The sequence below is a fragment of the Erysipelothrix sp. P66 genome, assembly GCF_038682365.1.
Lineage (GTDB): Bacteria > Bacillota_I > Bacilli_A > Erysipelotrichales > Erysipelotrichaceae > Erysipelothrix > Erysipelothrix piscisicarius.
In genome coordinates this window covers 492,479-515,953 of record NZ_CP152290.1, presented here as the reverse complement: position 1 = coordinate 515,953, position 23,475 = coordinate 492,479, and the positions used below count along the sequence as shown (strand labels likewise).

The 23,475-nt window shown below is 38.0% G+C and carries 20 protein-coding genes; 6 read left to right on the top strand and 14 right to left on the bottom strand.

The window, feature by feature from the left end:
* Positions 1 to 10 precede the first annotated feature (10 nt).
* From mltG to cysK, 7 genes are all read right to left on the bottom strand, one after another.
* A complete protein-coding gene (mltG, locus tag AAG186_RS02470; RefSeq protein WP_342621927.1) occupies positions 11 to 1,117 on the bottom strand; it encodes an endolytic transglycosylase MltG in 1,107 nt (368 codons plus the stop codon).
* On the bottom strand, positions 1,077 to 1,418 hold the full coding sequence (locus tag AAG186_RS02465; protein ID WP_125164741.1) for a DUF1292 domain-containing protein: 342 nt from the start codon (positions 1,416 to 1,418) through the stop codon (positions 1,077 to 1,079). The genes mltG and AAG186_RS02465 overlap by 41 nt, the downstream gene beginning before the upstream one ends.
* Before the next feature lies 1 nt (position 1,419).
* The gene (ruvX, locus tag AAG186_RS02460) at positions 1,420 to 1,854 is read right to left on the bottom strand and encodes a Holliday junction resolvase RuvX (RefSeq protein ID WP_125164742.1); all 435 of its coding nucleotides are present in this window, start codon (positions 1,852 to 1,854) and stop codon (positions 1,420 to 1,422) included.
* The gene (locus AAG186_RS02455; protein ID WP_125164743.1) at positions 1,855 to 2,115 is read right to left on the bottom strand and encodes an IreB family regulatory phosphoprotein; all 261 of its coding nucleotides are present in this window, start codon (positions 2,113 to 2,115) and stop codon (positions 1,855 to 1,857) included. It lies immediately after the preceding gene.
* Positions 2,116 to 2,170: 55 nt separating this feature from the next.
* Complete coding sequence (gene alaS, locus AAG186_RS02450; RefSeq protein WP_342621926.1) at positions 2,171 to 4,780, bottom strand: alanine--tRNA ligase; 2,610 nt, start codon at positions 4,778 to 4,780, stop codon at positions 2,171 to 2,173.
* A gap of 255 nt (positions 4,781 to 5,035) precedes the next feature.
* Positions 5,036 to 5,656, bottom strand: coding sequence for a TrkA C-terminal domain-containing protein (locus AAG186_RS02445; RefSeq protein ID WP_125164745.1), 621 nt, complete (start codon positions 5,654 to 5,656; stop codon positions 5,036 to 5,038).
* A gap of 200 nt (positions 5,657 to 5,856) precedes the next feature.
* Entirely contained in the window at positions 5,857 to 6,786 is a 930-nt protein-coding gene (gene cysK / locus AAG186_RS02440; RefSeq protein WP_342621925.1) for a cysteine synthase A, read from the bottom strand.
* A 133-nt stretch (positions 6,787 to 6,919) separates the two neighbouring features.
* Here cysK and AAG186_RS02435 point away from each other — a divergent pair, with 133 nt between their 5' ends.
* Positions 6,920 to 7,345, top strand: coding sequence for an Rrf2 family transcriptional regulator (locus AAG186_RS02435; RefSeq protein WP_342621924.1), 426 nt, complete (start codon positions 6,920 to 6,922; stop codon positions 7,343 to 7,345).
* On the opposite strand, the gene AAG186_RS02430 is transcribed toward AAG186_RS02435, so the two are convergent.
* The 5 genes from AAG186_RS02430 to AAG186_RS02410 form a co-directional block, all read right to left on the bottom strand.
* Positions 7,342 to 8,670 (bottom strand): hemolysin family protein, encoded by a 1,329-nt coding sequence (locus AAG186_RS02430; protein WP_342621923.1) that lies wholly within the window; start codon positions 8,668 to 8,670, stop codon positions 7,342 to 7,344. The two genes, AAG186_RS02435 and AAG186_RS02430, sit on opposite strands and share 4 nt — an antisense overlap.
* A gap of 233 nt (positions 8,671 to 8,903) precedes the next feature.
* A complete protein-coding gene (locus AAG186_RS02425; protein WP_342621922.1) occupies positions 8,904 to 11,921 on the bottom strand; it encodes an FtsX-like permease family protein in 3,018 nt (1,005 codons plus the stop codon).
* On the bottom strand, positions 11,915 to 12,616 hold the full coding sequence (locus AAG186_RS02420) for an ABC transporter ATP-binding protein (RefSeq protein ID WP_125164749.1): 702 nt from the start codon (positions 12,614 to 12,616) through the stop codon (positions 11,915 to 11,917). The genes AAG186_RS02425 and AAG186_RS02420 overlap by 7 nt, the downstream gene beginning before the upstream one ends.
* Positions 12,613 to 13,938 (bottom strand): tRNA adenylyltransferase, encoded by a 1,326-nt coding sequence (locus AAG186_RS02415; RefSeq protein WP_342621921.1) that lies wholly within the window; start codon positions 13,936 to 13,938, stop codon positions 12,613 to 12,615. The genes AAG186_RS02420 and AAG186_RS02415 overlap by 4 nt, the downstream gene beginning before the upstream one ends.
* A 99-nt stretch (positions 13,939 to 14,037) precedes the next feature.
* The gene (locus AAG186_RS02410) at positions 14,038 to 14,430 is read right to left on the bottom strand and encodes an Hsp20/alpha crystallin family protein (protein ID WP_342621920.1); all 393 of its coding nucleotides are present in this window, start codon (positions 14,428 to 14,430) and stop codon (positions 14,038 to 14,040) included.
* Between the two features lie 194 nt (positions 14,431 to 14,624).
* Between AAG186_RS02410 and AAG186_RS02405 the strand changes: the two genes are divergently transcribed.
* Positions 14,625 to 15,944, top strand: a complete 1,320-nt coding sequence (locus AAG186_RS02405) for a C1 family peptidase (protein ID WP_342621919.1) — start codon at positions 14,625 to 14,627, stop codon at positions 15,942 to 15,944.
* Between the two features lie 76 nt (positions 15,945 to 16,020).
* Here AAG186_RS02405 and glmS read toward each other — a convergent pair whose 3' ends face one another.
* Positions 16,021 to 17,832, bottom strand: coding sequence for a glutamine--fructose-6-phosphate transaminase (isomerizing) (gene glmS, locus AAG186_RS02400; RefSeq protein WP_342621918.1), 1,812 nt, complete (start codon positions 17,830 to 17,832; stop codon positions 16,021 to 16,023).
* A gap of 318 nt (positions 17,833 to 18,150) precedes the next feature.
* Here glmS and AAG186_RS02395 point away from each other — a divergent pair, with 318 nt between their 5' ends.
* Positions 18,151 to 18,927: an alpha/beta hydrolase gene (locus AAG186_RS02395; RefSeq protein ID WP_161636681.1), complete on the top strand. Its 777-nt coding sequence runs from the start codon at positions 18,151 to 18,153 to the stop codon at positions 18,925 to 18,927.
* A gap of 37 nt (positions 18,928 to 18,964) precedes the next feature.
* Here the strand turns inward: AAG186_RS02395 and AAG186_RS02390 are convergent, their stop codons facing one another.
* The gene (locus tag AAG186_RS02390; RefSeq protein WP_161636682.1) at positions 18,965 to 19,561 is read right to left on the bottom strand and encodes a nitroreductase family protein; all 597 of its coding nucleotides are present in this window, start codon (positions 19,559 to 19,561) and stop codon (positions 18,965 to 18,967) included.
* Between the two features lie 183 nt (positions 19,562 to 19,744).
* On the opposite strand from AAG186_RS02390, the gene gpmA reads away from it, so the two are divergent.
* From gpmA to zwf, 3 genes are all read left to right on the top strand, one after another.
* Complete coding sequence (gpmA, locus tag AAG186_RS02385; protein ID WP_013852680.1) at positions 19,745 to 20,494, top strand: 2,3-diphosphoglycerate-dependent phosphoglycerate mutase; 750 nt, start codon at positions 19,745 to 19,747, stop codon at positions 20,492 to 20,494.
* Positions 20,495 to 20,601: 107 nt separating this feature from the next.
* Positions 20,602 to 22,026, top strand: coding sequence for an NADP-dependent phosphogluconate dehydrogenase (gene gndA, locus AAG186_RS02380; protein ID WP_161636684.1), 1,425 nt, complete (start codon positions 20,602 to 20,604; stop codon positions 22,024 to 22,026).
* The gene (gene zwf, locus AAG186_RS02375; protein ID WP_125164772.1) at positions 22,013 to 23,446 is read left to right on the top strand and encodes a glucose-6-phosphate dehydrogenase; all 1,434 of its coding nucleotides are present in this window, start codon (positions 22,013 to 22,015) and stop codon (positions 23,444 to 23,446) included. Before gndA ends, zwf begins: the two co-directional genes overlap by 14 nt.
* Positions 23,447 to 23,475: the final 29 nt, after the last annotated feature.

Below are 23,475 nucleotides of genomic sequence, written 5' to 3'. Positions count from 1 at the left end.
CTCCTAATACTTAATTGAGTATCTCTTTGACACGTTGGTCATGTTCTTCAAATGTTTTTGAATAATATATTTTTCCATAATCTGGATCGTTTTTGTCTGCTTTCACGTTTGCGACAAAGAATAAATAATCATGAAGGGAATAATTAAGTACCGCTTCAATGGCAGACTCCGAAGGATTCAAAATAGGTCCCGGAGTAATCCCTTCATAACGGTATGTGTTATAAGGCGAATCAATTTGATTGTTCGTCATCGATTCACAATCATCCCAATCTTCAAACTCATAAAGTGCATAACAAATGGTCACACTTGATTCAAGCTTCATTCCTTGTTTTAAACGATTGATAAACACACCCGCAACATCCTGCATATTTTCATAACCTGGTGCTTCATACTCTACAATCGAGGCAAGACTCAAGAGTTGATAAGGTGTCATACCTGAAGCATCAATACGATTTTTATAGTTTTGATACTTATCATTACCATTTGAAATAAGACGTTCCGTAATTTCTTCTTCGGTATTGTTTACATTAAATTCATAGGTATCAGGATAAAGATACCCTTCTAACAACACCTTCGCGTCTTTATTTTTGAGTAAGTCTTGTGACAATACTTCATATTGAGACATTAAAGATTCAATGTATTTTGGATCATTCCAAAGTTCTAAAAACCGTTCCGCTTTGGTATTGGTCTTCAGTGAAATTTTCTTTGCGATATCTTTTGCCCAGCTTCCTTCAATCAATGTGATGGTTACTGAACCTGTCTTATCATGCTCATAGGAAGGTTGCTCAAGATACTCAAGAATGCGTTCCACATCCCAACTTTTATCGAGGTTAAACTGCCCTTCATAAAGTTGATCATGATTTCCTAATTTCGCTTTAATTTTGGTGAAAAAAGAGGATCGAACAATGCCTTCATCGGCTAATCGATCAATCACAGCAGACATTGTGTCACCTTCGTTCACATTAAAAAGAACAGTTTGACTGTCCTTTGAAATGCTTTGTGTGTTGATATTGAAAAGAAGCATAAATCCTATAACCGCCATCACACACACAAGCAAAAGGCCACCAAGAATTTTCTTAGTGTGAGTGGTCATGGCCACATCCACAACTGCACTCATGATCTTCAGACGCTTCGTGATCTTGACCGCAAGCACATCCGCCTTCTTCACTTGATTCATCGTGTTGGATAATAAATGCATTAAATACTTCTTCAATCATAGCCCATTCTTTTGGATCTGTAACAGCATTTAATGTTCCATCTTCAACATAACTTGAAACGAAAACTTCGCCTGTTGTATCTTCTGGACTTACATATAAAACATATTTTTTGTTGAATGTATCATCATCAAACGTAAATAAAATATCCATTTCTTGTTCAGTTCCGTCATCATTGATGACAATAAGTGTTTTTTCTTCCATTTTAATTTCCCTCCATAAAACGGCGTTTATCCAAATACGTTTGAAGTATATGAACGGCCGCAAGTTGATCGACAACTTTCTTTCTTTTTTTTCGTGATACATCTTGATCAATGAGTTGACGATTTGCCACCACACTTGTAAGTCGTTCATCGATGAGTACAACTTCACAATTAAACCAAGACTCCAATGTCATTTTAAAATCTTCAGAAATTTGGGCACGCTCCCCAACATCATTATTCATCATCTTAGGAAAACCCAATGCAATTACTTTAACGCGCTCTTTTTTGATTAAAGCTTCCAATGGTTCCTTTAACTCATCTACTGAGACTTTGTAATACAATGTCTCAACTGGATGAGCATACATTCCAAGCCCATCAGACAGCGCGACACCGCACGTTTTCGATCCAAGATCGAGACCAATTATTTTACCTATCATTTATTTTTCACTAAGATAAAAACGTACTAACTCTTCAATAATTTCGTAACGTTCAACTTCCTGAATCTTCACACGTGCGTTATTGTGCGAAGAGATATAAGCTGGATCATTTGAAATCAAATACCCAGAAATCTGACTCACGGATTGATAGCCGCGTTCCTCGAGTGCTGATTCTACTTCAGCAAGGATTTCTTTAATTCGATCACGACGAACTTCATCTGAATTAAAAGCCATTGTTTCTGTCACATTGTGTTTCGACATTTATATCACATCCTTTATTTCTATTTTATCGTATAAACCTTAAAAGATAAAGTTATTAAGCAATTTTGTTAGAAATCACTAATTTGGCATCATTTATTTTAGTGATATCTTTACCACCGGCTTGTGCAAAATTAGGTTTACCACCACCATTACCACCAGTTGTTACTGCTGCTTCTTTCGCTAAATCTCCCGCTTTAATACTAGCTTGAATTGCTTTTTCACTGCATCCCACAACAAAGTTTACTGAGGATGCTTTATGATTTGCAACAAAAACAATATCGACATGATCACGAATGCGTTCAACAAGTTCTTTGACAACATTCATCTCTTGATCTTCCATATCAATCCAAACAAAACTCAAGTCATTTCCTACCTGTTCAGCCATTTGAATATACTCTTGCGTTTTAGCCTTGAGAACATCCGCCATCATGAGTTTGTATTTGCCTTCTAACTGCTTGATTTCTGCTTCCATCTCTTCAATCTTAGTTTGAATTGATTTTTGTGGTGACAATTTAAGTTGTGTGCGAATTTGATCGACTTCCAATTCTGTTTCTTTATATGATTCATAAGCACCGAAACTTGTTTTTCCTAGAATACGGCGAACACCTGAACCAACACTTTCTTCTGATACTAGTTTAAAGACACCGATTTCACCTGTTCCATGCGCATGGGTTCCACCACATAATTCCATAGAAGCATCTCCCATTGTCACGACGCGAACAACCGATCCATAATTTTCTGAAAATAATGCCATCGCCCCCATTGCTTTTGCTTCTTCAAGTGGTTTCTCAACAACCGTAATTGGTAACGACTCCGCAATCCATTGATTAATCATCAGTTCAACTTTTTCAAGTTGCTCATCCGTTACCTTTTCAAAGTGTGAGAAATCGAAACGGAAATAGTTTTCATCAACATAAGAGCCTGCTTGCGACACATGATCGCCAACGACAGTCTTTAATGCAGAATGCAATAAGTGAACACATGAGTGATTTTTTCGAATTAAAATTCGACGTTTTGCGTCAATTTTCAAATCAAACACTTGACCCATTGTAATGGTTCCATCTACTTCGACAAAATGAAGTGGCTGTCCACCATTCGCTTTCTTAACATCAAGAACATTTCCTTTAGCACTATCGGATTCAATGGTACCTGTATCCGCAACTTGTCCACCACTTTCAGCATAGAAACATGTTTTATCAAAAACAACATGCCCCTTACCTGTAAAGGCGTCAACTTGCTTGCCATCCACAAATAAACCCACAACGCGACCCTGTGTTTCAAACGAATCATAAATAAACTCACTGTTTTCTTTGAAATTTAGAAGATCTTCTTGTTGCGAACCCATAGATTCAACTTTTTGACGACTGCTGCGTGCGCGTTCTTTTTGTTCTTCTAACGACGATTTAAAACCTTCCAAATCAACAGAAACGTGATGTTCTTCTGCAATTTCTTGTGTTAATTCAATTGGGAAACCGTAGGTATCATAGAGTTTAAACGCAACTTCCCCTGTGATGATTGCCTCTTTGTTTGCTTCAATTGTATCAAGTAAGAGTTTCTCTCCGCCTGCCAATGTCTTCGCAAAACGCTCTTCCTCACTCAAAATCAATTTCACAATCATATCGCGATGTTCTGCTAGGTTTGGATATGCATCTCCCATAACTGCAATAACATCATCTACTAATGTATGAAGGAAGGTTCCTTCAATTTCTAACACTTTACCAAAACGTACAGCACGACGTAAAATGCGACGTAAAACATAACCACGTCCTTCATTAGAGAACACGGCACCATCTGCTAGTGTAAAGACTAATGAACGAATATGATCAGAAATAACACGGTATGCCATCACATTGTCGTGATATTTAAGCGGTGTCAACGCTTCAATTGCTTGGATGATTGGAATAAATAAATCTGTGTCAAAGTTTGTATCACCATCTTGAACAATACTTACAAGACGTTCAAAACCCATTCCTGTATCAATGTTTTTCTGTGGAAGTTCTTTAAAGGTATGGATATCCCCACCTTCAACACCATCAAATTGTGAAAATACAATGTTCCAAACTTCAACATAACGGTCATTTTCAAGATCTTCAAAGAAAAGACGCTCTCCGATATGTTCGGGATCATATTTTTCACCGCGATCATAAAAAATTTCTGAGTTCGGACCACAAGGACCATCACCAATTTGCCAGAAGTTATCATCCGTGCGTAAAATACGTGATGGATTCACGTTATATTTATTAACCCAAATATCAAAAGCTTCTTGGTCATCTGTATGCACACTAAAATACGCTTTACTTACATCCAAATCAAGCCATTCTGGAGAAAATAAAAACTCATATGCAAACCCAATGGCTTCTTCTTTAAAATAATCTCCGATTGAAAAATTTCCGAGCATTTCGAAAAATGTATGGTGACGCGCTGTCTTTCCTACATTATCGATATCATTGGTGCGCAATGACTTTTGGACGTTTGCGATACGTGGTTTCTTAGGTTTAACACGACCATCAAAATATTTTTTAAGTGCAGCAACCCCAGAATTAATCCATAAAAGGGTATCATCATCGATTGGAACAAGGGGTGCACCCGGTTCAATCATATGATCTTGTGCTTTAAAATAATCCAAAAACATAGTTCTTATTTCACTACTTGTAAGTTGCTTCATAACTTCCTCCTAAACATAAAAAAAACATTCCATCCAGGAACGTTTTCACGCGGTACCATCCTGATTTATACAAGTGTATACATCTCTCCTGTTTTTAACGCAAACAATACGGAGTTTCCTCATCTTCTAAAGGAGCATTGATTTCGTGTTCCTCAAGTTTTTCACCAACCAACTTGTCTCTAAAAGTTCCAACAAAACCAATATATCTTTAGTACGATTTTTCAAGATTATCTTATCACATCACACTTTATTTGACTAGTCTTGAACCAACATTTCTACCTTAACAACATCCGCCACATGTCCCACTACCACCAAAACATCGTTTTCTTCAAAAACAGCATCCGGTCCAGGGGATAATATCATCGTACCTTGGCGATTTAAAGCAATGATTGTCATTTTTGTAGTCTGATAAAATGCGGAACTCCCAATCGTTTGACCAATTAGTTTTGAACCCGCGTGTAAGGTAAATTCAAAACGTTTTAAGGGATCTGAGAATGAAAATCGACCAGACAAATCCACAATTTGACTGATTATCGTTCGAATTTCCTCATCAATCTCATGACGCTTATCCATCAATGCATTCAGACGATGCTTGAGTTGAGTGACATCAGAAACCGAAGAAAAAGAATCTAAATAAGCAATCGCAGCTTCTTTCGCACCGATAATCACACCATAATTATTGGCCACATGAACCACCTCAACCTCTTCAAGAAGACTCATCGCTCTTCGAATTGTTTCAGGTGATACACCGTATTCACTTGATAAAATGGATCGCCCCGAGATCCGTTCACCTTCAAGCAAATCATTGCGTGCAATTCGAGCTGCAATATCCAGGGCAATTTGTTGATATCGTGCTTGTTTTTTCTTCGTCATCATCTCTATCCTCGCATTCACTCTATATTCTAAATATTACCATAAATTATCGATGTTACGAAAGAAAACAATATTTCGCATACAATGACCCACAAAAAAGGCATCCCTGTATTCTTTAGGGATACCTGATAGAACTTCAAACAATCTAATCGTGTGGTATATGCACACGATTGTTTTGATTCAATTACCGTGTTCTTTTATACTTATTCGTTAAACATGGGTGTTGATAGATAACGTTCCCCGGTATCTGGAAGGACGACAACAATCGTTTTGCCTTCATTTTCAGGTCGTTGTGCTACTTTAAGTGCAGCAGCAACCGCAGCACCGGAAGAGACACCTACAAGTAAACCTTCTTTTTGGGCCAATTGACGACCCATAACAAATGCCTCTGAATCCGTAATTCGTAAAATCTCTTCATAGATATCTGTTTGAAGAATCGATGGTACAAACCCTGCACCCAAACCTTGAAGTTTATGTGGGCCGGGTTTCTCACCCGAGAGCACTGCTGAATTTTCGGGTTCAACCGTAATCACTTGAATATTTGGATTTTGTTCTTTTAGATACATACCCGTACCCGTAATGGTTCCGCCGGTACCAATACCTGCAATAAAGATATCTACTTTACCATCAGTATCCGCATAAATTTCAGGACCTGTAGTTGTGTAGTGAGCTTGTACGTTAGCTTGATTATCAAATTGTGATGGAATAAATGAATTTTCGTATTCCTTTGCAAGTTCCTCAGCCTTAGCAATAGCCCCTTTCATTCCAGCAGCACCATCCGTAAGAACAAGTTCTGCACCATAAGCTTTTAATAAATTACGACGTTCGACACTCATCGTTTCAGGCATCGTTAATATCACCTTAAGACTCATGGATGCACCAATTGAAGCAAGCCCAATACCAGTATTCCCACTGGTTGGCTCAATAATAACGGTTTCATCATTAACGAAACCTTGTTTACGTGCCTCAGTTAACATTGCGAATGCAATACGATCTTTAACACTACCACCTGGATTAAAAAATTCTACCTTAGCAAGAATTGGGTTTTTAAGTCCAGCTTCTTTTGAAATGTTCGTCAACTCAACAAGAGGCGTGCGTCCAATTAATTCTGTTATATTTTTATATGTTTTCATATTATCACCTTTACCTATATGTTATATATGTATTATACAACTATTTGTATTCATGTCAATTCTAACACTCTTTCAGTTTCATTGACATTACCTAGTAAAAGACATAACATTATAGGTAATAAGGAGTGATGACATGAAATTATCTGCACGAACACGTTACGGTATTGCCGCGATGACATATATGCACATCAACGATCAAGAACTTACCACCCTGGTTAATATCGCTGAGCATTTAAATATTTCCAAAATTTATCTTGAACAAGTTTTTTCCAGTTTAAAGCAAGCGAATCTCGTTGACGCTGTAAAGGGTCCTGCGGGCGGTTATTATCTAAAGTCCAAGGAATGTAATATGTTTAACATTCTCAACGCCTTAGAACCATCGCTTTTTGAGAAAACCCCTGCTTCAACAGATGATAATATTATTAATGCTGCACTGTGTACGCATTTATATACCCCTATTGATGAAGCATTACGCGAAACATTAAAAGGTATTAAACTAAAAGAAATCGCCGAACTCATAAAAAATGAATCCGGCGACGGTAATATGTATTATATCTAATCTTCTAGGGAGTCGAGATCGACTTCCTTTTCTTTTGTAACACGAACCCGTGCAATGACCTTTTCATCAAGCTCCATGATTGAAAAGCGGTATCCATGATAAATTACATCTGATAAATCTTCACGCACATCTTCTTCTGTTGGAAGACGCCCGATTTGCCCCACTACAAAACCACTTACAGTATCATAATCTTCAACTGGGAGATTAATTTCTAAAACATCTTCCAAATCCTCAATATCACAGGCACCATCTACTAAATACTCATCAACATTAACGGGAACAATTTCTTGTTCTTCTTCCTCATCATATTCATCCATGATGTTACCCATAATTTCTTCAATGAGATCTTCCATCGTAACAATCCCAGCCGTACCACCATACTCATCGATAACGACCGCAAAGTGCATCTTACTGTTTTGTAATTCTCTGAAAAGCTCATCGGTACGTTTAGAATCGGGTACGTAATAAGGTTCACGAATAATTTTCTTAATTTCAAATACTTCATCCTCGCGATGATCTTTAACATAACGCAATAAGTCACGCAAATGAATTAAACCAATAATATTATCGATACTATCCTCATAAACTGGATAACGTGTATAGCGTTCTTCGTCCACAAGTTCCATAATCTCCGCAAAAGAGCTGGATACATCAATACCCACAACTTCTGTACGGTGCGTCATAATATCAGCAACATCCAGATTATCAAACTCAAAGATATTATTAATCATTTCTTTTTCTGTGACATCAATTTCACCCGCATCAACCATGATTCGAATTTCTTCCTCAGTCACTTCATCTTCAACTTTGTTTGGATCAATTCCAATAATTCTTAATACAAGATTGGTGGATACTGACAAAAATTTCACCAAGGGCTTCGTGAACACAGCCAGCCACGAAATAGGATAAACAACAAAAAAAGCAAATTTTTCTGGACTGGTCATCGCAATGCGCTTTGGCACAAGTTCTCCAAAAACAAGCATTAAATATGATGTCAACAGTGTAATCAAAATCATAGAAATTGGCTTCATAACCGAAGCAGCCATCCAACCATTTTGTACAACCCAATCAGTGAGTACTTGTGCAAATGCTTCTGAAGCAAAAGCCCCTGACAAAATACTTGCTAATGAAACACCAATTTGAATGGTTGATAAAAAACGGTTTGGAATTTCTTTAAGATCCAATACACGTCGTGCCTTTTTATTTCCTTCCTCAGCCATACTTTTTAGTTTGTTATTATTAATTGAAACAAACGCTAATTCACTTCCGGCAAAAAAAGCATTTAAAAGCACTAAAAATACTAGGGTTATAACTTGAACAATCATTATTGAACTCCCCCTATAACTACACTGTAATTTTGATCCCTTTTAGGATAACTATCCTGGTCACTGTTTTCCACAAACAATCCTCCAAATTTTCTATAACAGTAATTCTACAAATTACAGCCTCAATTGTCAATACTGAGGCATTTTCACTTAAACGATATACCTTATTATATCATAATTTCAAAATGATACTACAAACGAAGGCAAAGAGGCAAGCGCCTCTTTGTCATCATTTAATCATCAAAAGTCTTTAAAGCTTCACTCATATTAACATTATTTGCGCGTCGTGCCATTAAGATGTTAATGACGATTGAGAGGGCAAAGGTCAGCACGATGGCCAACACAATACTCATTGGTAACAGCTCACGATTAAACATGATTGCATCCAATTCTGCTTGAACAACTACAAATTGATGGAGGAAATATCCGAAACCAACACCAAATATCAAACTCATTAATGTAAGAATAATGTTCTCGCGCAAGATATATGTCGCCAATTCTTTTGGATAAAAACCAAGCACCTTGAGTGTCGCCAGTTCTTTATATCGCTCACTAATATTCATGGTAATGAGGTTTAAAAGAACAATCACTTCTAAAGCAAATGCGGCACCCACAATTACATAGATGACAATATCAAAATTACCCATCATATCCTGATAGGACTCACGCATATCACCCAAGAAACTAACATTAAACACAGAATCTTGGCTCAGTAGTTTTTCCGCAACCTGATCGTGATCATCCGATGTATTAAAGAGATACATATTCTCAGGAAGTTTCTTTCCTGTCAAGACTTGATGCTGTGCCTCACTCATAAAGATGTAATGCGCAACATAGTTTTCAGAAATTCCACCGATTTCAAACTCATATTCTTGTTCATTTACCCTGAACGTCATCACATCGCCAACATCCACATTTTTTAAGATGGCAAGTTTTTCGGTAATGACAATCGGGTCCTTTTCGACCGAAATCGGTGCTTTTGTATGACGATCTTTTAATTGAATAAAGTTCGGTAAGGCTTTAAAATCTTCCGCAACATAAAGCGTTACATCTAAATCATCTACTTTTGCTGCTTCGGTTGCAAGATGAATGGAATCGGTCACCGTAATATTTTCAGTTGAGATGTCACGATCATAGAGAACCATACCGTCGTATTGGATCACTTCATCAAATTGTTTATCTACAATCGAATAGATTGAATGTTTAATACCAAATCCCGTAATTAAGAGCCCACAACAACCGCCAATTCCGACAACGGTCATCGCAAAGCGCGTTTTATTTCTAAATAAATTACGCAGGCTCACTTTATAAAGAAAGCTAAGACGATTCCAAATCATCGGAATCCGTTCGAGAAGAATTCGTTGACCGCTTTTGGGAAGGGGTGGACGTAATAGGTTTGCTGCTTTCTCACGGCTGACTGACATGGATTTAATCATTGCAACGCCAACACTTGATACAAAACTAATCAAGAGCGGAACTGCTGCATAACTCCAAACAAAACCACGCTCAAGTTCGGGTGTAAGATACATAATGCGATATGCATTATAGATAAGTGTTGGAATCATGTAGAAGCCCATGATAAGCCCTAAGATTGAACCCAAAATCCATGCAAGACCTGTAAAACCAACAAACTTCATTGCAGAAGCAAACCAAGAGTATCCAAGCGCTTTATAGACACCCATTTGCATGCGTGATTCATCAACCATTCGGGTTACAGTACTGAGCGTTACAAGAATTGCAACACCAAAGAAGATTAATGGAAAGACCTGACCAATCGCTTCAATACGGTCACTATCTTGGTAAAACTCACGATATCCAATTAGCACATCTTCCCGATCAAGCAGATAGAGTTTCCCATGATCTGCTTCTTCAAGCTCTTGTAATCCTTCATCAATTTCTTTTTGACCCGACTCAATTTGGTCATACGCTTCTGTTTTTTTAAGATTAAATGCTTGTTCTGCCTCGGTTAAACTTTTTAATCCTTGATTATATTCTTGAATTCCTTTTTGAATACGTTCTTGACCTGCTTTAAATTCTACCTTACCCTGTTCAAGACGCTCATATCCTGTTTTAATTTCTGTTTCGTTTTGATCAAGTTCCAGCTTCGTCGCGTTAAGCGTTGCTTCTGCTTTATCAAACGATGCAATCGCCGTCAACGCTTCTGTTTTTTGAGGTTCAGGCAGTGAGTCGACAATTTCTTTTAATGCATCAATTTCTGGACGTTTTGACTCTAAAGATTCTAACCCCGAAGTATATTGGGCCTTCCCTTCTTCAAGTTCTGTTTCATATCCTTTTAGAATATTCTCACGCTCACCCACCGTTTGCGCAAAACGACGCACGGCACTGTCAAGCTTTGTTTGTAAATCACCAGGTCCAGGCTGCGATGATAATTCAAGAATGCCATTTTCAAGTTCTTCATGGGCATCTTGCAGTTGAAGCTTGGACTGCGTGAGGGCTTGAGCCCCTTTCGCAAATTCACGATCTGCTTCAAGACGTTTTTGATCTAATTCTTCTTGCGCATCTTGGAGTTTTTCAAACGCCGGTTTAGAAGCACGATCAAATCTTTGTGAGGATAGCGATGCTTCATGGTCTTTAATCCGTTGCTTTTGATCTTCGACATCCGCGCCCTCTGCAAATACAAATCGCGCACTGGTGAACACGTCAATCTCTTTATCCAGATCAAATCCATACATAAATCCTAAAACATTACCCGAGCCTACTTTACTCTGTCCACGTTCTAAATTCATATACAGACTTGATTCCGCAAACCCAACTATTTTTAGATTTGCAGGTCTAAAGACATCATTTTTCTTTAACTTTATTGTGTCCCCCAACGAAAATCCACGGTGCTCTTGGAGCACTTTATCCACGACCACTTCGTTTTTGTGACTCGGCATCCTCCCGTCAACAAGTGTAATGTCTTTTTCTGTCTGATCGTTTAGGTCAATAACTTTCATAACCCCATCAACATCACGCAGATTCATAAAAGCATCGCCATCATAGACACCGACGGCATCACCATCGACAATGTCACTCAGTTGATCCAACATGGCTTGATCGATACCAAGACTGTGACGGTATTCTAAATCCATCACTTCACTTTCTTTCATATAACGATCACCGGTTGCACGCATATCGTATCCGGTTACACGAATCCCAACAAAAAAACCAACCCCCAACGCGGTGATTATAAGGATCGCAACAAACTGAAACCATTTCGCCTTAATTTCGCGTAGGATATCTTTTACCATGAGATGTCATCCACTGACTTTACATCATCATTAACCCAATTACGTTCGACTCTACCGTTTTTAATCTCGATAACGCGATCAGCAATTTGTGTAATGGTTTGATTATGCGTAATAATCACCACGGTCATATTATAAATATCGGAACAATCACGTAAAACACGCAACACCTGTTGCCCTGTTTCTGTATCAAGTGCACCGGTTGGTTCATCACAAAGAAGTAACTTCGGATTCTTTGCAATCGCTCGTGCAATCGCCACCCGTTGTTGTTCACCACCGGACATTTGTGCCGGGAAATTTCCCATCCGTTTATCAAGACCAACTTGTTCTAAAATCATCTGGGGATTTTTTGCATCATTACAAATTTGGGTTGCCAGTTCAACATTCTCTAACGCCGTAAGGTTTGGAATTAAATTATACGACTGAAAAACAAAACCCACATCGTCACGACGGTACGCCGTCATTTCGCGATCACTCATTCCAGTGATTTCTTTTTCATCAATTGTAACTGTACCGGAAGTGGGCGAATCCATCCCTCCAATAATATTCATCACCGTTGTCTTTCCTGCACCAGATGGTCCTACAATGACAATAAACTCACCTTTATTAATTGAAAAATCAACACCTGCACAGGCTGATATTTCAACATTTCCAACTTTATATATTTTTGTAATATCTTTAACTTCAATATAACTCATACTGCATTAACCTCCTTGATGCAATTCAACAGTGATTTTTGTGTATTGGGAAGTGTTCCTTCGATGACACGATCCAAACACAGATTGAGATACTGATTTATCCTCTTTCCTTCAATGCCCAACTTTTTTAAATCTGATGCCGAGATATCAAGATCTCGTATGGATGTGGGGCGTTTTTGACTGATAACTTCATCAATAATATGATTGATATGCGTGCAACGTTGTAATTGATACTGCGCACCCAATCCTTTTGCCAAGTTATCTGCGCGCTTCACAATCATCAAATCTCGAACCCAATCGATACCATGAACCCGAATAAGTTGCTGGATTTGTGCCGACTCGGGTTGAATTTTTAAATCGTGTTCGAGAATCAATCGCTCTAAATATGTGACTTTCTTTTTTGAATATTGAAACCCTTCAAAGAAAGGACGTGCGATGACACCGCTTGCTTGCGCATGACCGGGATAATGAGCAATTCCAGAATCGTCTACAGTTTGCACAAAGACCTTTCCTAAATCATGAAATAATCCAACCAACTTTAAATCCATTCGATTGGGAATTCCTTGTACGGTACGAATCGTGTGCTCGTAAAGGGTGTATTCATGAAATGGATTCTGTTGATCAAACGCGAGTGTATCCTTTAACGGTGGAAATACCGTCATTAAAAACTCGGGACAAATCAAACTCGTCTCTACAAAATAGGGCCCATTTAGATATCGCGTAAGGTCTGGATAAAGTTGCATAAGCTTCAATCGGTGAAGCGACTCCAACTGATTTTGAGCTGCATGCAATGTTTTCGCCTCGATGTCAAAACCGAGCTCAGATTTAAATCGATACAAACGTGCAAGACGCAATACATCTTCTCCGAAACGAACCTTTGGGTCGCCAATGACCCTTAACTTACGATTGTGTAAATCGTCAACACCCTGATGGTAATCAACCAAACCATGCCGTGGATGATAATAAAGCGCATTGACCGTAAAATCACGACGCAATGAATCATCATAGAGATGATTGATAAACTCGACGCGTGATGGACGTCTGCCATCTTCATAATCACCCTCAAGTCGCATAGTAGAAATTTCAAAATGCTCTTCATCCACCCTAAACTTAATACCATAATCGTGACCAATCGGTTCAATTGAATAATTTTTATAAATTTTTAGAAGTTGTTCGGGTAAAGCGTTAGTACATAAGTCAATATCAAATGATCGATGGCCCATAAGCGCATCACGAACAAACCCACCAACCACAAAAGCTTCAAAACCTTGGTCAGTAAGTTCCATCATTACAGATTCGATTTGTTGAGATAACGTAATCATTTGCATCAACTCCATATAAATTATAACACCCTTCGCACGAAGGTGAGCATTGTTCACCAAAAATTAACAAATCAAAAAAAAGAGGAATTACCCTCTTTTTTATTTAACACTAATCTTATTCGAAAGCTGTTCTTCAACTTTTGTCGGTAAAGTAATTGATAAGATACCGCGTTCGTAAGTTGCAACAATGGCATTTGCATCAACATCCGCAAAGCGAATTTGTCGTTTAACGCTCTTTTGATTTCGTGAACGATAGAAATAATTCTTTTCTTCTTTTTCTTCAGATGTGCAATGTTCTGCTTTAATCGATAAGATGTCACCACTAAATTCTACATCAATATCTTCTTTTTCAAATCCAGGCATCTCAATATCAACATGATAATTCCCAGATTCACGATAAATATCAATTCCGGTGCCAAAGCCTGCATTATTCATAAAATCATCACCAAATAAGCTTTCTAAAAGTGTTGTCGGTCTAACTGTTTGTTTCATATGTCCGCCTCCTATTTTAGCACTCGCTTGTACAGAGTGCTATTACACCTTTAGTATATCACATTCATTAGCACTGTCAATACATGAGTGCTAATTCGTGAATAATTAGGTATACCTTTCTTGACACCATAATTAATCAGGCGTATAATACCAATTAAATTAGGTGACCCTAATTTAATATAGGAGGTCTTATAATGGCTATTTCAAAATCATTATTATCCGAATTCAAATCGGAATATCAAAATAATAAAACGGCGCGCACCCTTGAAAATGCAGTAACACACAGCGGCATTCACGATACTGCCGTCGATCACACACTCTCATCACGTTATCCTGATGCATTTTCTGTTCAGGCTAAAGGGGGTCACATTACCAATCAGAAAGCAAGCGGACGTTGTTGGATGTTTGCATCACTAAACACAATGCGTGCTGATGTTCTGGGTTGTCTTAATGTTGATACCTTTGAATTCTCAGAAAGTTACCCTTTCTTTTGGGATAAATTAGAGAAGGCAAATTACTTCCTTGAAAGCATTATTGAGACAAAGGATGAACCAACTGATGGTCGCTTAATCCAACATCTACTCTCTGGTCCCATTCAAGATGGTGGTCAGTGGGATATGTTTAAAGGAATTTTAGAAAAATATGGTGTTGTACCGAAAGAAGTCATGCCCGAAACATATCACAGTTCAAACTCTGCCTTCATGAACAAAATCATCACGTCAAAACTGCGCGAATTTGCTTATGAACTGCGCGAATCTGAAAACCCACGTAGCAAAGATGAAATGTTATATGAAATCTACCATATTTTATGTTTATGTCTTGGAACACCTCCAGAAACCTTTAGCTACGAGTATCATGATAAAGATGGTAATTATAAAAAAATCGACACCATCACACCTGTAGCGTTTATGAATGAATATGTTGGATGGAATCTTAAAGATAAAGTAAGCATTATCAATGCACCAACCGCTGATAAACCTTATGGAAAAGCATTTACAGTTAAATATCTTGGAACGGTGAAGGAAGCAGATCCCATCAAGTATGTGAATGCACCGAGTCAAATTTTAAAAGAAGCAGCCATCGCACAACTTCAAGATGGAAAACCAGTATGGTTTGGATGCGATGTTGGGCAAATGCACGATCGTGAAAATGGAATTATGGCTAAAGATGCCTTTGATTTCAAAGGCGTTCTTAATACTGAATTAAACCTTGATAAATCCGGTCGTCTTGATTATGGCGACAGTTTGATGACCCACGCCATGGTTTTCGTTGGGGTTAATCTGGATGAAAACGGAAAACCAACACGTTGGAACGTTGAAAACAGTTGGGGAACAGATCGTAATGCACGTAAAGGCTATTACACCATGACTGATGAATGGTTTGATGAATACAACTACCAAGTTATGGTCGACAAGAAATATGTACCGAAAGATTATCTTGCAGCCCTTGAAAGTGATCACGTCATTGAGCTTCAACCATGGGATCCAATGGGAGCTCTCGCCCTAGTGAAATAGTGGTTAAGATGATTGGAGATTTATCCACGTACTGACCGTCAAAAGAAAAACGTATCGAAGGATACGTTTTTCTTTGTTATTCTACGGTAACTGATTTTGCCAGGTTTCGTGGACAATCGATGTCGCAGTCTCTGATTTTTGCACTGTAATAGGCAAACAATTGATGTGCAATAATGCTGATAAACGGCATGGTTTTATCATCAACCTTTGGCACGACGAACACATCATCACAAAAACTCGTAAGCATCGGGTCGCTAGTCATCAACAGAAGTTGACCTGATCGTGCTTGCACCTCCTGTAAATTGCTCAGGGTTTTTTCTTTAGTATCCATTTGTGTTAAGGTCACAATTGAAAGTACTTTTGGATCAATAAGAGCAAGGGTTCCATGTTTTAATTCCCCTGCCGGATAAGCATCACTCATAACATAAGAAACTTCTTTGAGTTTCAGCGATGCTTCAACCGAGGTTGCGAAGTCCAGTCCACGACCTAAGAAAAACACTGAAGAAATCCCCAAGTATTTTCGTGCGAGCGCTTGAATGTCATCTTTTTGTTCAAGCAGATCTTGTTGTGCACGAATACATTGTTGAAGCATCACAAGGGCTTGATGTGGATGTTTCGATTCTTGAAGTAATAATGTAATAAGATACAACAATGCGATCTGTGCCGTGTAGGCTTTTGTACTCGCCACAGATTTTTCAAACCCCGCACATGTATAAATACACACATCGACCTCGCGTGCGATTGAAGACCCTTGAGTATTCACAATTCCAAGCGTCTTAATTCCTTGCTCAGAAACCATGCGTAAACAGGCAAGACTATCTGCCGTTTCACCACTTTGCGAAATAAACCATGCACAATCTGCTTCACCGAGCTTTAAAGGATAATAACGGAACTCACTTGCTGTATGAATCATGACTCGATAATCTGTTTCAGCTTCAATCCAATACTTTGCGCATAACCCTGCATAAAGGGCCGTTCCACATGCAATAATGTGGATGGTTTTAATGTTTGTAAAGAAATCACACGGGATGGGCAAGGAAACATTTAACGAACCCTCATCATCAGCTTGTGTATAAGTTCTTAAAGTTCGGTCAAGTACATCGGGTTGTTCATGTATTTCCTTAAGCATAAAATGCTCAAACAATTGTCGATCGGATGATTCTTGATTCCAATTCGCAAAATGAATTACTTTATCTTTAACTTCGATACCATCGGATCGGTACACCACAAACGAATCCGACTCAACACGGACAATTTCACGATCATCAAGAAGTATATACTCATTGGTATAACTCAAAATGGGTGACATATCCGAACCAAGAAACATTTCATCTTTTCCAATACCTAAACACAATGGACTGCCGTGCCGAACACCATAAAGAACATCCTGTTCGTTTAAAAACATGATCGCAAAAGCATAACTACCACGAATCCGGTCACACAGTAATTCAATGGCTTTTTGATTTGAGATTGATTGTTTTATTAGATAATCCAAATACTTGGCCGCAACCTCAGAATCTGTCTCTGATACAAAACTGTAACCAAGTGCTAATAATTCTTCTTTCAACTCTAAATAATTTTCAATAATGCCATTATGTACCAACACTACATTTTCTGTGCCATGTGGGTGCGCGTTATTTTTAGATGCACGACCATGCGTTGCCCAACGCGTATGACCAATACCACAGGAAGGTTCACCTTTACGAGCTGCTTCAAGTTGCATTTCTAAATTCTTAATTTTTCCTTTTTCTTTATACGTTTTTATTTTTTTTCTTTCTTGAATCGCTAAACCAACTGAGTCATACCCTCGGTACTCTAAGTGGGATAATCCCACGCTTAAAACGTCGACAGCATTACGCGTGCCAACATATCCTACAATTCCACACATATTATATATCTCCTATTATTTTAAGATTATGGTTGATAAGGGATTTGTTCTATTTGTCCTTATCTTACGATTCCATATAACCGAAGAGGCATCCGCCGAAGTCTCGATTCTCCTCTTTCCTCGTCGCTCAATATGAGCCAGGCGCTTGTATTCCTAAAAAACCTCCTTTCGATTTTTATTTTACCATACTCTTTTTTATCCTAATAATTTTTTTTCTTAAACAACTACATCGTGTAATTTAGAGAACTTAATCATTCTTTGTGTTTTATTACAAAGAGTTTGCTATAATGTGGATATTGTAATTTTGGAGGTTACACAATGTCTTATTTCAATTTTATGGGGCATGAGATCTTTTATGAAGAATTCGGTATGGGAGACCCCTTGATTTTCCTACATGGTAATGCATCATCATCTGATGTATTTAAACCGATTATTGATTTATATAAAGATGACTTTAAAGTCGTTCTCATTGATTTTTTAGGTTATGGAAAATCTGAGCAGATTGATACATTCCCACTTGATATTTGGGCTTATGAGGCCGCTCAAGTTTTAGAATTGATTCATATTAAAGATTATCGAGATGTAAAATTAGTTGGAATGAGCGGTGGTGCAATTGTTGCAGTGAATATTGCACTCAAAGAACCCGGACGGATTCATAAAATCATTGCCGATAACTTTCAGGGTGAATCATCAAGCCCGCAATTTCTTGAATCGCTTGCACGTGAGCGTCGCAAGTTACTTTCCAGTATACCCGGAAAGTTTAACCTCCGAAGGATTCATGGAAAAAAATGGCATACAACAGTGGTTAATGAAACCAATGCAATCTTAGAATTTGGGAATACACCCTACTTCGATGATTTGAGTAACCTACGTGCTCCCCTTCTTTTAACGGGATGTCGTGATGATCAGCGCATTCGTAAATGTCATTACATCCAAATCTATAATTGTTTGCTCAAAAAGGTACGTCACACATCGATCTATTTATTTAAAAAGAGTAAACATCCCGCAGTTTTGGCTCATCCCGAATCGTTTTCCGATTTGGCATACCATTTCTTCGATGACGATGACACTATTCAAATATATAAAGTAGAATAAAAAAACAATCAGTTTCGATCTGATTGTTTTTTTATTCTTATTTAAAAACTTTAACTTTACCCTTCACATCTTGTAGTGTTTTGGGTTGGACTTCATCAATTGCTTTACCAAATGGCATTTGCGCAACTAATTTCCAACTTGATGGTATTTCAAATGCCTCTGCAGCACTTGCATCCACAATTGGATTGTAATGTTGGACGGATGCACCGATTCCAGCTCCGGCAAGAGCAGTCCATGTTACCAATTGCAACATACCATTCTCTTGCTCAGCCCAAATTGGGAAATTATCCGCATAAAGTGCAAATTGGTCTTGTAACCCCTTCACAACATCGGTATCAATATAATAAAGAATGGTACCTTGACCTTGTTTAAAACTTTCCAATTTCGCAACAGTATTTTCAAAGCCTTCTTCAGGTGCTACTTTACGTAATGCTTCACGTGTTAAGTCCCAAAATGTATCACTGTGTTTTCCAAATAAAACGACTGCTCGTTGTGTTTGAGCATTAAATGCTGATGGTGTATGTTGTACTGATGACTCCACCAACTCAATTACTTCATCTTCGGTTAATACCGCTTCCTTTGATAATCCATATCGAGAACGTCGAAGTTCTAAATCTTCAAAAATCTTCGTCATGACATTTTACCTCCTGAGTCACTATGTTTTACGAATTATATTATATAGTTATTGACTATGTTAATTCAAACCATATGCTCTCAAATTGTTTGTGTAATTTTCAAGTTTGTGAACTAATCTGGTTAATGTAGATTTTAGAAAAGGAATGGTGTAAAATGATTAAAGAACTAGGAGGAATTGATTATGATGAAATTAGTTGTTGTTCGTCACGGTGAAAGTGAATGGAACGAAAAAAACCTCTTTACTGGATGGGCTGATGTAGAACTTTCAGAAAAAGGTGTAGAAGAAGCTAAACTTGGTGGACGTATGCTTAAAGAAGAAGGTTACGATTTCGATATCGTTTATACTTCATACTTAAAACGCGCAATCCACACAATGGACAATATTTTAAATGAAATGGAACGTACATGGTTACCAATCGTTAAAGATTGGAGACTTAACGAACGTCACTACGGTGCGTTACAAGGTTTAGATAAAGCAGAAACTGCTGCAAAATACGGTGAAGATCAAGTTCTTATTTGGAGACGTTCATTTGATGTGAAACCTCCAGAATTAGATCCTACCGATGAACGTGCTCCACGTAATATGGAAGCATACCGTAATGTAGAAGATAAAGATATTTTACCATTACACGAATCCTTAAAAGAAACAATTGAACGTGCTGTTCCTTATTTTGAAGAAACAATTAAACCTCAAATGTTAGATGGAAAACGTGTTCTTATTGTTGCTCACGGTAATTCATTACGTTCACTTGTTAAATACTTCGACAATATGACTGATGATGAAATTATGAAGGTAAACATTCCTACAGGTGTTCCTTTAGTTTATGAATTTGATAATGACTTTAATGTCGTAAACAAATACTACCTCGGTGACCAAGAAGCACTGAAAGCTAAAATGGAAGCAGTCGCAAACCAAGGAAAAGCGAAATAAGTAAAATAAAACGAGTCTCACTCGTTTTTTTTAATATTGGTCTAAGTTATTAGGCTAGTTTATTAGCCCGGATTTTTGTACAATAGTAATAGACTTTGGAGGTAATTATGAAAAAAAATGATATAGGTGTTATTGGACTTGCAGTCATGGGGTCAAACCTAGCCCTAAATATGGCTGATCACGGTTATAATGTATCGATCTATAATCGTACATATGCTGTTGGTCAAAAAGTAATTCAAGAAAACCCACACGAAAATTTAAGCCTTTTTGAAAGCTTAGAAGAATTTGTGACTTCACTTGAAGCTCCGCGCAAGATTATCCTAATGGTAAAAGCAGGACCTGCTGTCGATAAAGTAATTGAAAATTTAATTCCACTCCTTAATAAGGGTGACATCATCATGGATGGTGGTAATTCAAACTTTAAAGATACGATTCGTCGTACCCAAGAAATCGAAGCACTCGGATTCCGTTATTTAGGTGTTGGTATTTCAGGTGGGGAAGAAGGCGCACGTTTTGGCCCTGCTATTATGCCAGGTGGAAGTAAGGACGCATATCAATTTGTTTCAAATATATTGGAAGATGTTTCTGCTAAAGCACAAGGTGAGCCATGTTGTACGTATATTGGTGAAAATGGTGCCGGTCATTATGTCAAGATGGTTCATAATGGCATTGAATATGCAGATATGCAATTAATTGCAGAAAGTTATTCAATTTTAAAACATGTTGGCGGTTTTACGAATGAAGAACTTGAAGCAATCTTTACCGATTGGAATCACGGTGAACTTGATAGTTTCTTAATTGAAATTACAGCACAGATTTTTGGTGAAATTGATCCGGATACCGGTAAACACATGGTGGATGTTATTTTAGATACAGCCGCTCAAAAGGGAACTGGTAAATGGACAGCCGAAGAAGCATTAAATACAGGTACCGATGCTTCCTTACTTGCATCCGCAGTCTTTGCACGTTTTATTTCAGCGAAAAAAGAAGAACGTGTACAAGCACAAGATATTCTTGGGTTTGAAGCACCTCATGCACAAATCAATGATCGTGAAGCCTTTATCGAGCAAGTTCGCCAAGCGTTATATGCAAGTAAGATTATTGCCTATGCACAAGGTTTTGACTTGATGAAAAATGCATCCATTGAATATGGATGGGACTTAGACTTTGGTGCGATTGCGAAAGTATTCCGTGAAGGATGCATTATCCGTGCGAAATTCTTAAATCGTATTACAGATGCTTATACATTAAATCCTGAGTTACAAAACTTAATGTTGGATGCATCATTCAAAGAAAGTCTGCTTGATTATCAAGGTAGTTTACGTGATGTGTGTGGTCTTGCCATTCAATCTGGAATCAGTGTTCCTGCCTTTACCAATGCAATCAGTTATTTCGATGCATACCGTAATGGTCGTTCAAATGCAAACTTGATTCAAGCTCAACGTGACTTGTTCGGAGCGCATACCTTTGAACGTGTTGATAAACAAGGTAGTTTCCACCACGAATGGAATCCTAGTAATGAAGGCAAATAATCATATAGTCGCAATTTTCGGAGGTACGGGTGACCTAACCTACCGAAAGTTGTTACCTGCATTTTATAACCTTCTTGAAACCAAGAGTCTTCCTGATTCATTTCATCTTGTTGTAATTGGACGACAAGATTTAACGACAGCGGCATACCACGAGTTGGTAAAGCCATGGCTTCGTGAACAGGCTCGTTTTGATGTCAAAGAAGAAACATTGGATGTCTTTCTCGAATACGTGTCCTATTTTAAAATGACATTTACGGAAGATGAAGGATATCCACGTCTTAAAACATATTTTGAGGCGCTTGATCCTCAAGCACACGTTCTTTATTATTTTGCCGTTGCACCTTCTTTCTTTGAAACAATTGCAACACAATTAGCGCGTCATCAATTGGTTTCCAAGAGCAAGGTTATCATTGAAAAACCTTTTGGAAATGACTTAAAATCCGCAATCGATATCAATAATACGTTAACGCATATCTTTGATGAAGATCGTATCTTCCGAATTGATCACTATGTTGCGAAAGAAATGGTTCAAAACATCTTTACGATTCGTTTTTCTAATATGATCTTTGCGGATAGTTGGAATGGTGCATCCATTAATAATATTCAAATCAGCGCCGCGGAAACGGTTGGTGTTGAAAATCGTGGGAATTACTATGATCATACAGGTGCTTTAAAAGACATGTTTCAAAATCACTTGCTTCAGTTATTATCCATTGTTCTTATGGATGAACCACAAGCATTTAATGCTGCTGACATCCACCGTGAACAAGAAGCTGTGTTGGAAAGTCTGTATGTTAAAGATTACGAAAATGATATAGTGTACGGTCAATATCTTGAAAATAAAGATTCGAAGTCTTATATACAGGAAGATAAGGTGCAGTCTGACTCCACAACCGAAACCTATGTTGCATTAAAACTTGCCTCATCACTTCCTAAATGGCAAGATACCCCTATCTACATTCGTACGGGGAAACGTATGCATAAGCGTTCCACGGAGATTATGATTGAATTTAATCAAAAAGACCACGAACAACCTAATGTACTCATTATCAAAGTTCAACCGGACGAAGGGGTCTATCTTCGTTTTAATATTAAAAAACCGGGCCAAACTCACGATAGTCAGACAGTCTTTATGGATTTCTGCCAGAGCTGTAATTACGAAAATAGGGAAAATACGCCGGAAGCGTATGAGCGTCTTCTCAAGGCAGCCATGGATTCCGATCAGTCCTTATTCGCAAGTTTCAAGCAAGTCCATCTAAGTTGGAGTTTGGTTGAAACTATCCTAAAGCATAAAGGCAATGAGAGTCCTGAAGGCTATGCTGCTTATTCATCCGGTCCGAAACGTGCTCATGATTTATTAGCACGTGATGGCAATCAATGGATTGAAGAACAGGTTATGGGCGAAATATTTAAATACTAAACATAAAAAAACTTCTTAAAGTGCTAAGA

Bases quoted from the DNA above. Each gene is read 5' to 3' on its own strand.
- AAG186_RS02435 (WP_342621924.1), top strand. From the start codon at position 6,920: ATGAAATTATCTGCACGAACACGTTACGGTATTGCCGCGATGACATAT.
- AAG186_RS02395 (WP_161636681.1), top strand. From the start codon at position 18,151: ATGTCTTATTTCAATTTTATGGGGCATGAGATCTTTTATGAAGAATTC.
- AAG186_RS02445 (WP_125164745.1), bottom strand. From the start codon at position 5,656: ATGATGACGAAGAAAAAACAAGCACGATATCAACAAATTGCCCTGGAT.
- AAG186_RS02410 (WP_342621920.1), bottom strand. From the start codon at position 14,430: ATGAAACAAACAGTTAGACCGACAACACTTTTAGAAAGCTTATTTGGT.
- AAG186_RS02465 (WP_125164741.1), bottom strand. From the start codon at position 1,418: ATGGAAGAAAAAACACTTATTGTCATCAATGATGACGGAACTGAACAA.
- AAG186_RS02390 (WP_161636682.1), bottom strand. From the start codon at position 19,561: ATGACGAAGATTTTTGAAGATTTAGAACTTCGACGTTCTCGATATGGA.
- AAG186_RS02405 (WP_342621919.1), top strand. From the start codon at position 14,625: ATGGCTATTTCAAAATCATTATTATCCGAATTCAAATCGGAATATCAA.
- AAG186_RS02425 (WP_342621922.1), bottom strand. From the start codon at position 11,921: ATGGTAAAAGATATCCTACGCGAAATTAAGGCGAAATGGTTTCAGTTT.
- AAG186_RS02415 (WP_342621921.1), bottom strand. From the start codon at position 13,938: ATGATTACGTTATCTCAACAAATCGAATCTGTAATGATGGAACTTACT.
- alaS (WP_342621926.1), bottom strand. From the start codon at position 4,780: ATGAAGCAACTTACAAGTAGTGAAATAAGAACTATGTTTTTGGATTAT.
- gpmA (WP_013852680.1), top strand. From the start codon at position 19,745: ATGATGAAATTAGTTGTTGTTCGTCACGGTGAAAGTGAATGGAACGAA.
- AAG186_RS02420 (WP_125164749.1), bottom strand. From the start codon at position 12,616: ATGAGTTATATTGAAGTTAAAGATATTACAAAAATATATAAAGTTGGA.
- zwf (WP_125164772.1), top strand. From the start codon at position 22,013: ATGAAGGCAAATAATCATATAGTCGCAATTTTCGGAGGTACGGGTGAC.
- ruvX (WP_125164742.1), bottom strand. From the start codon at position 1,854: ATGATAGGTAAAATAATTGGTCTCGATCTTGGATCGAAAACGTGCGGT.
- mltG (WP_342621927.1), bottom strand. From the start codon at position 1,117: ATGAGTGCAGTTGTGGATGTGGCCATGACCACTCACACTAAGAAAATT.
- gndA (WP_161636684.1), top strand. From the start codon at position 20,602: ATGAAAAAAAATGATATAGGTGTTATTGGACTTGCAGTCATGGGGTCA.
- glmS (WP_342621918.1), bottom strand. From the start codon at position 17,832: ATGTGTGGAATTGTAGGATATGTTGGCACGCGTAATGCTGTCGACGTT.
- cysK (WP_342621925.1), bottom strand. From the start codon at position 6,786: ATGAAAACATATAAAAATATAACAGAATTAATTGGACGCACGCCTCTT.
- AAG186_RS02430 (WP_342621923.1), bottom strand. From the start codon at position 8,670: ATGATTGTTCAAGTTATAACCCTAGTATTTTTAGTGCTTTTAAATGCT.
- AAG186_RS02455 (WP_125164743.1), bottom strand. From the start codon at position 2,115: ATGTCGAAACACAATGTGACAGAAACAATGGCTTTTAATTCAGATGAA.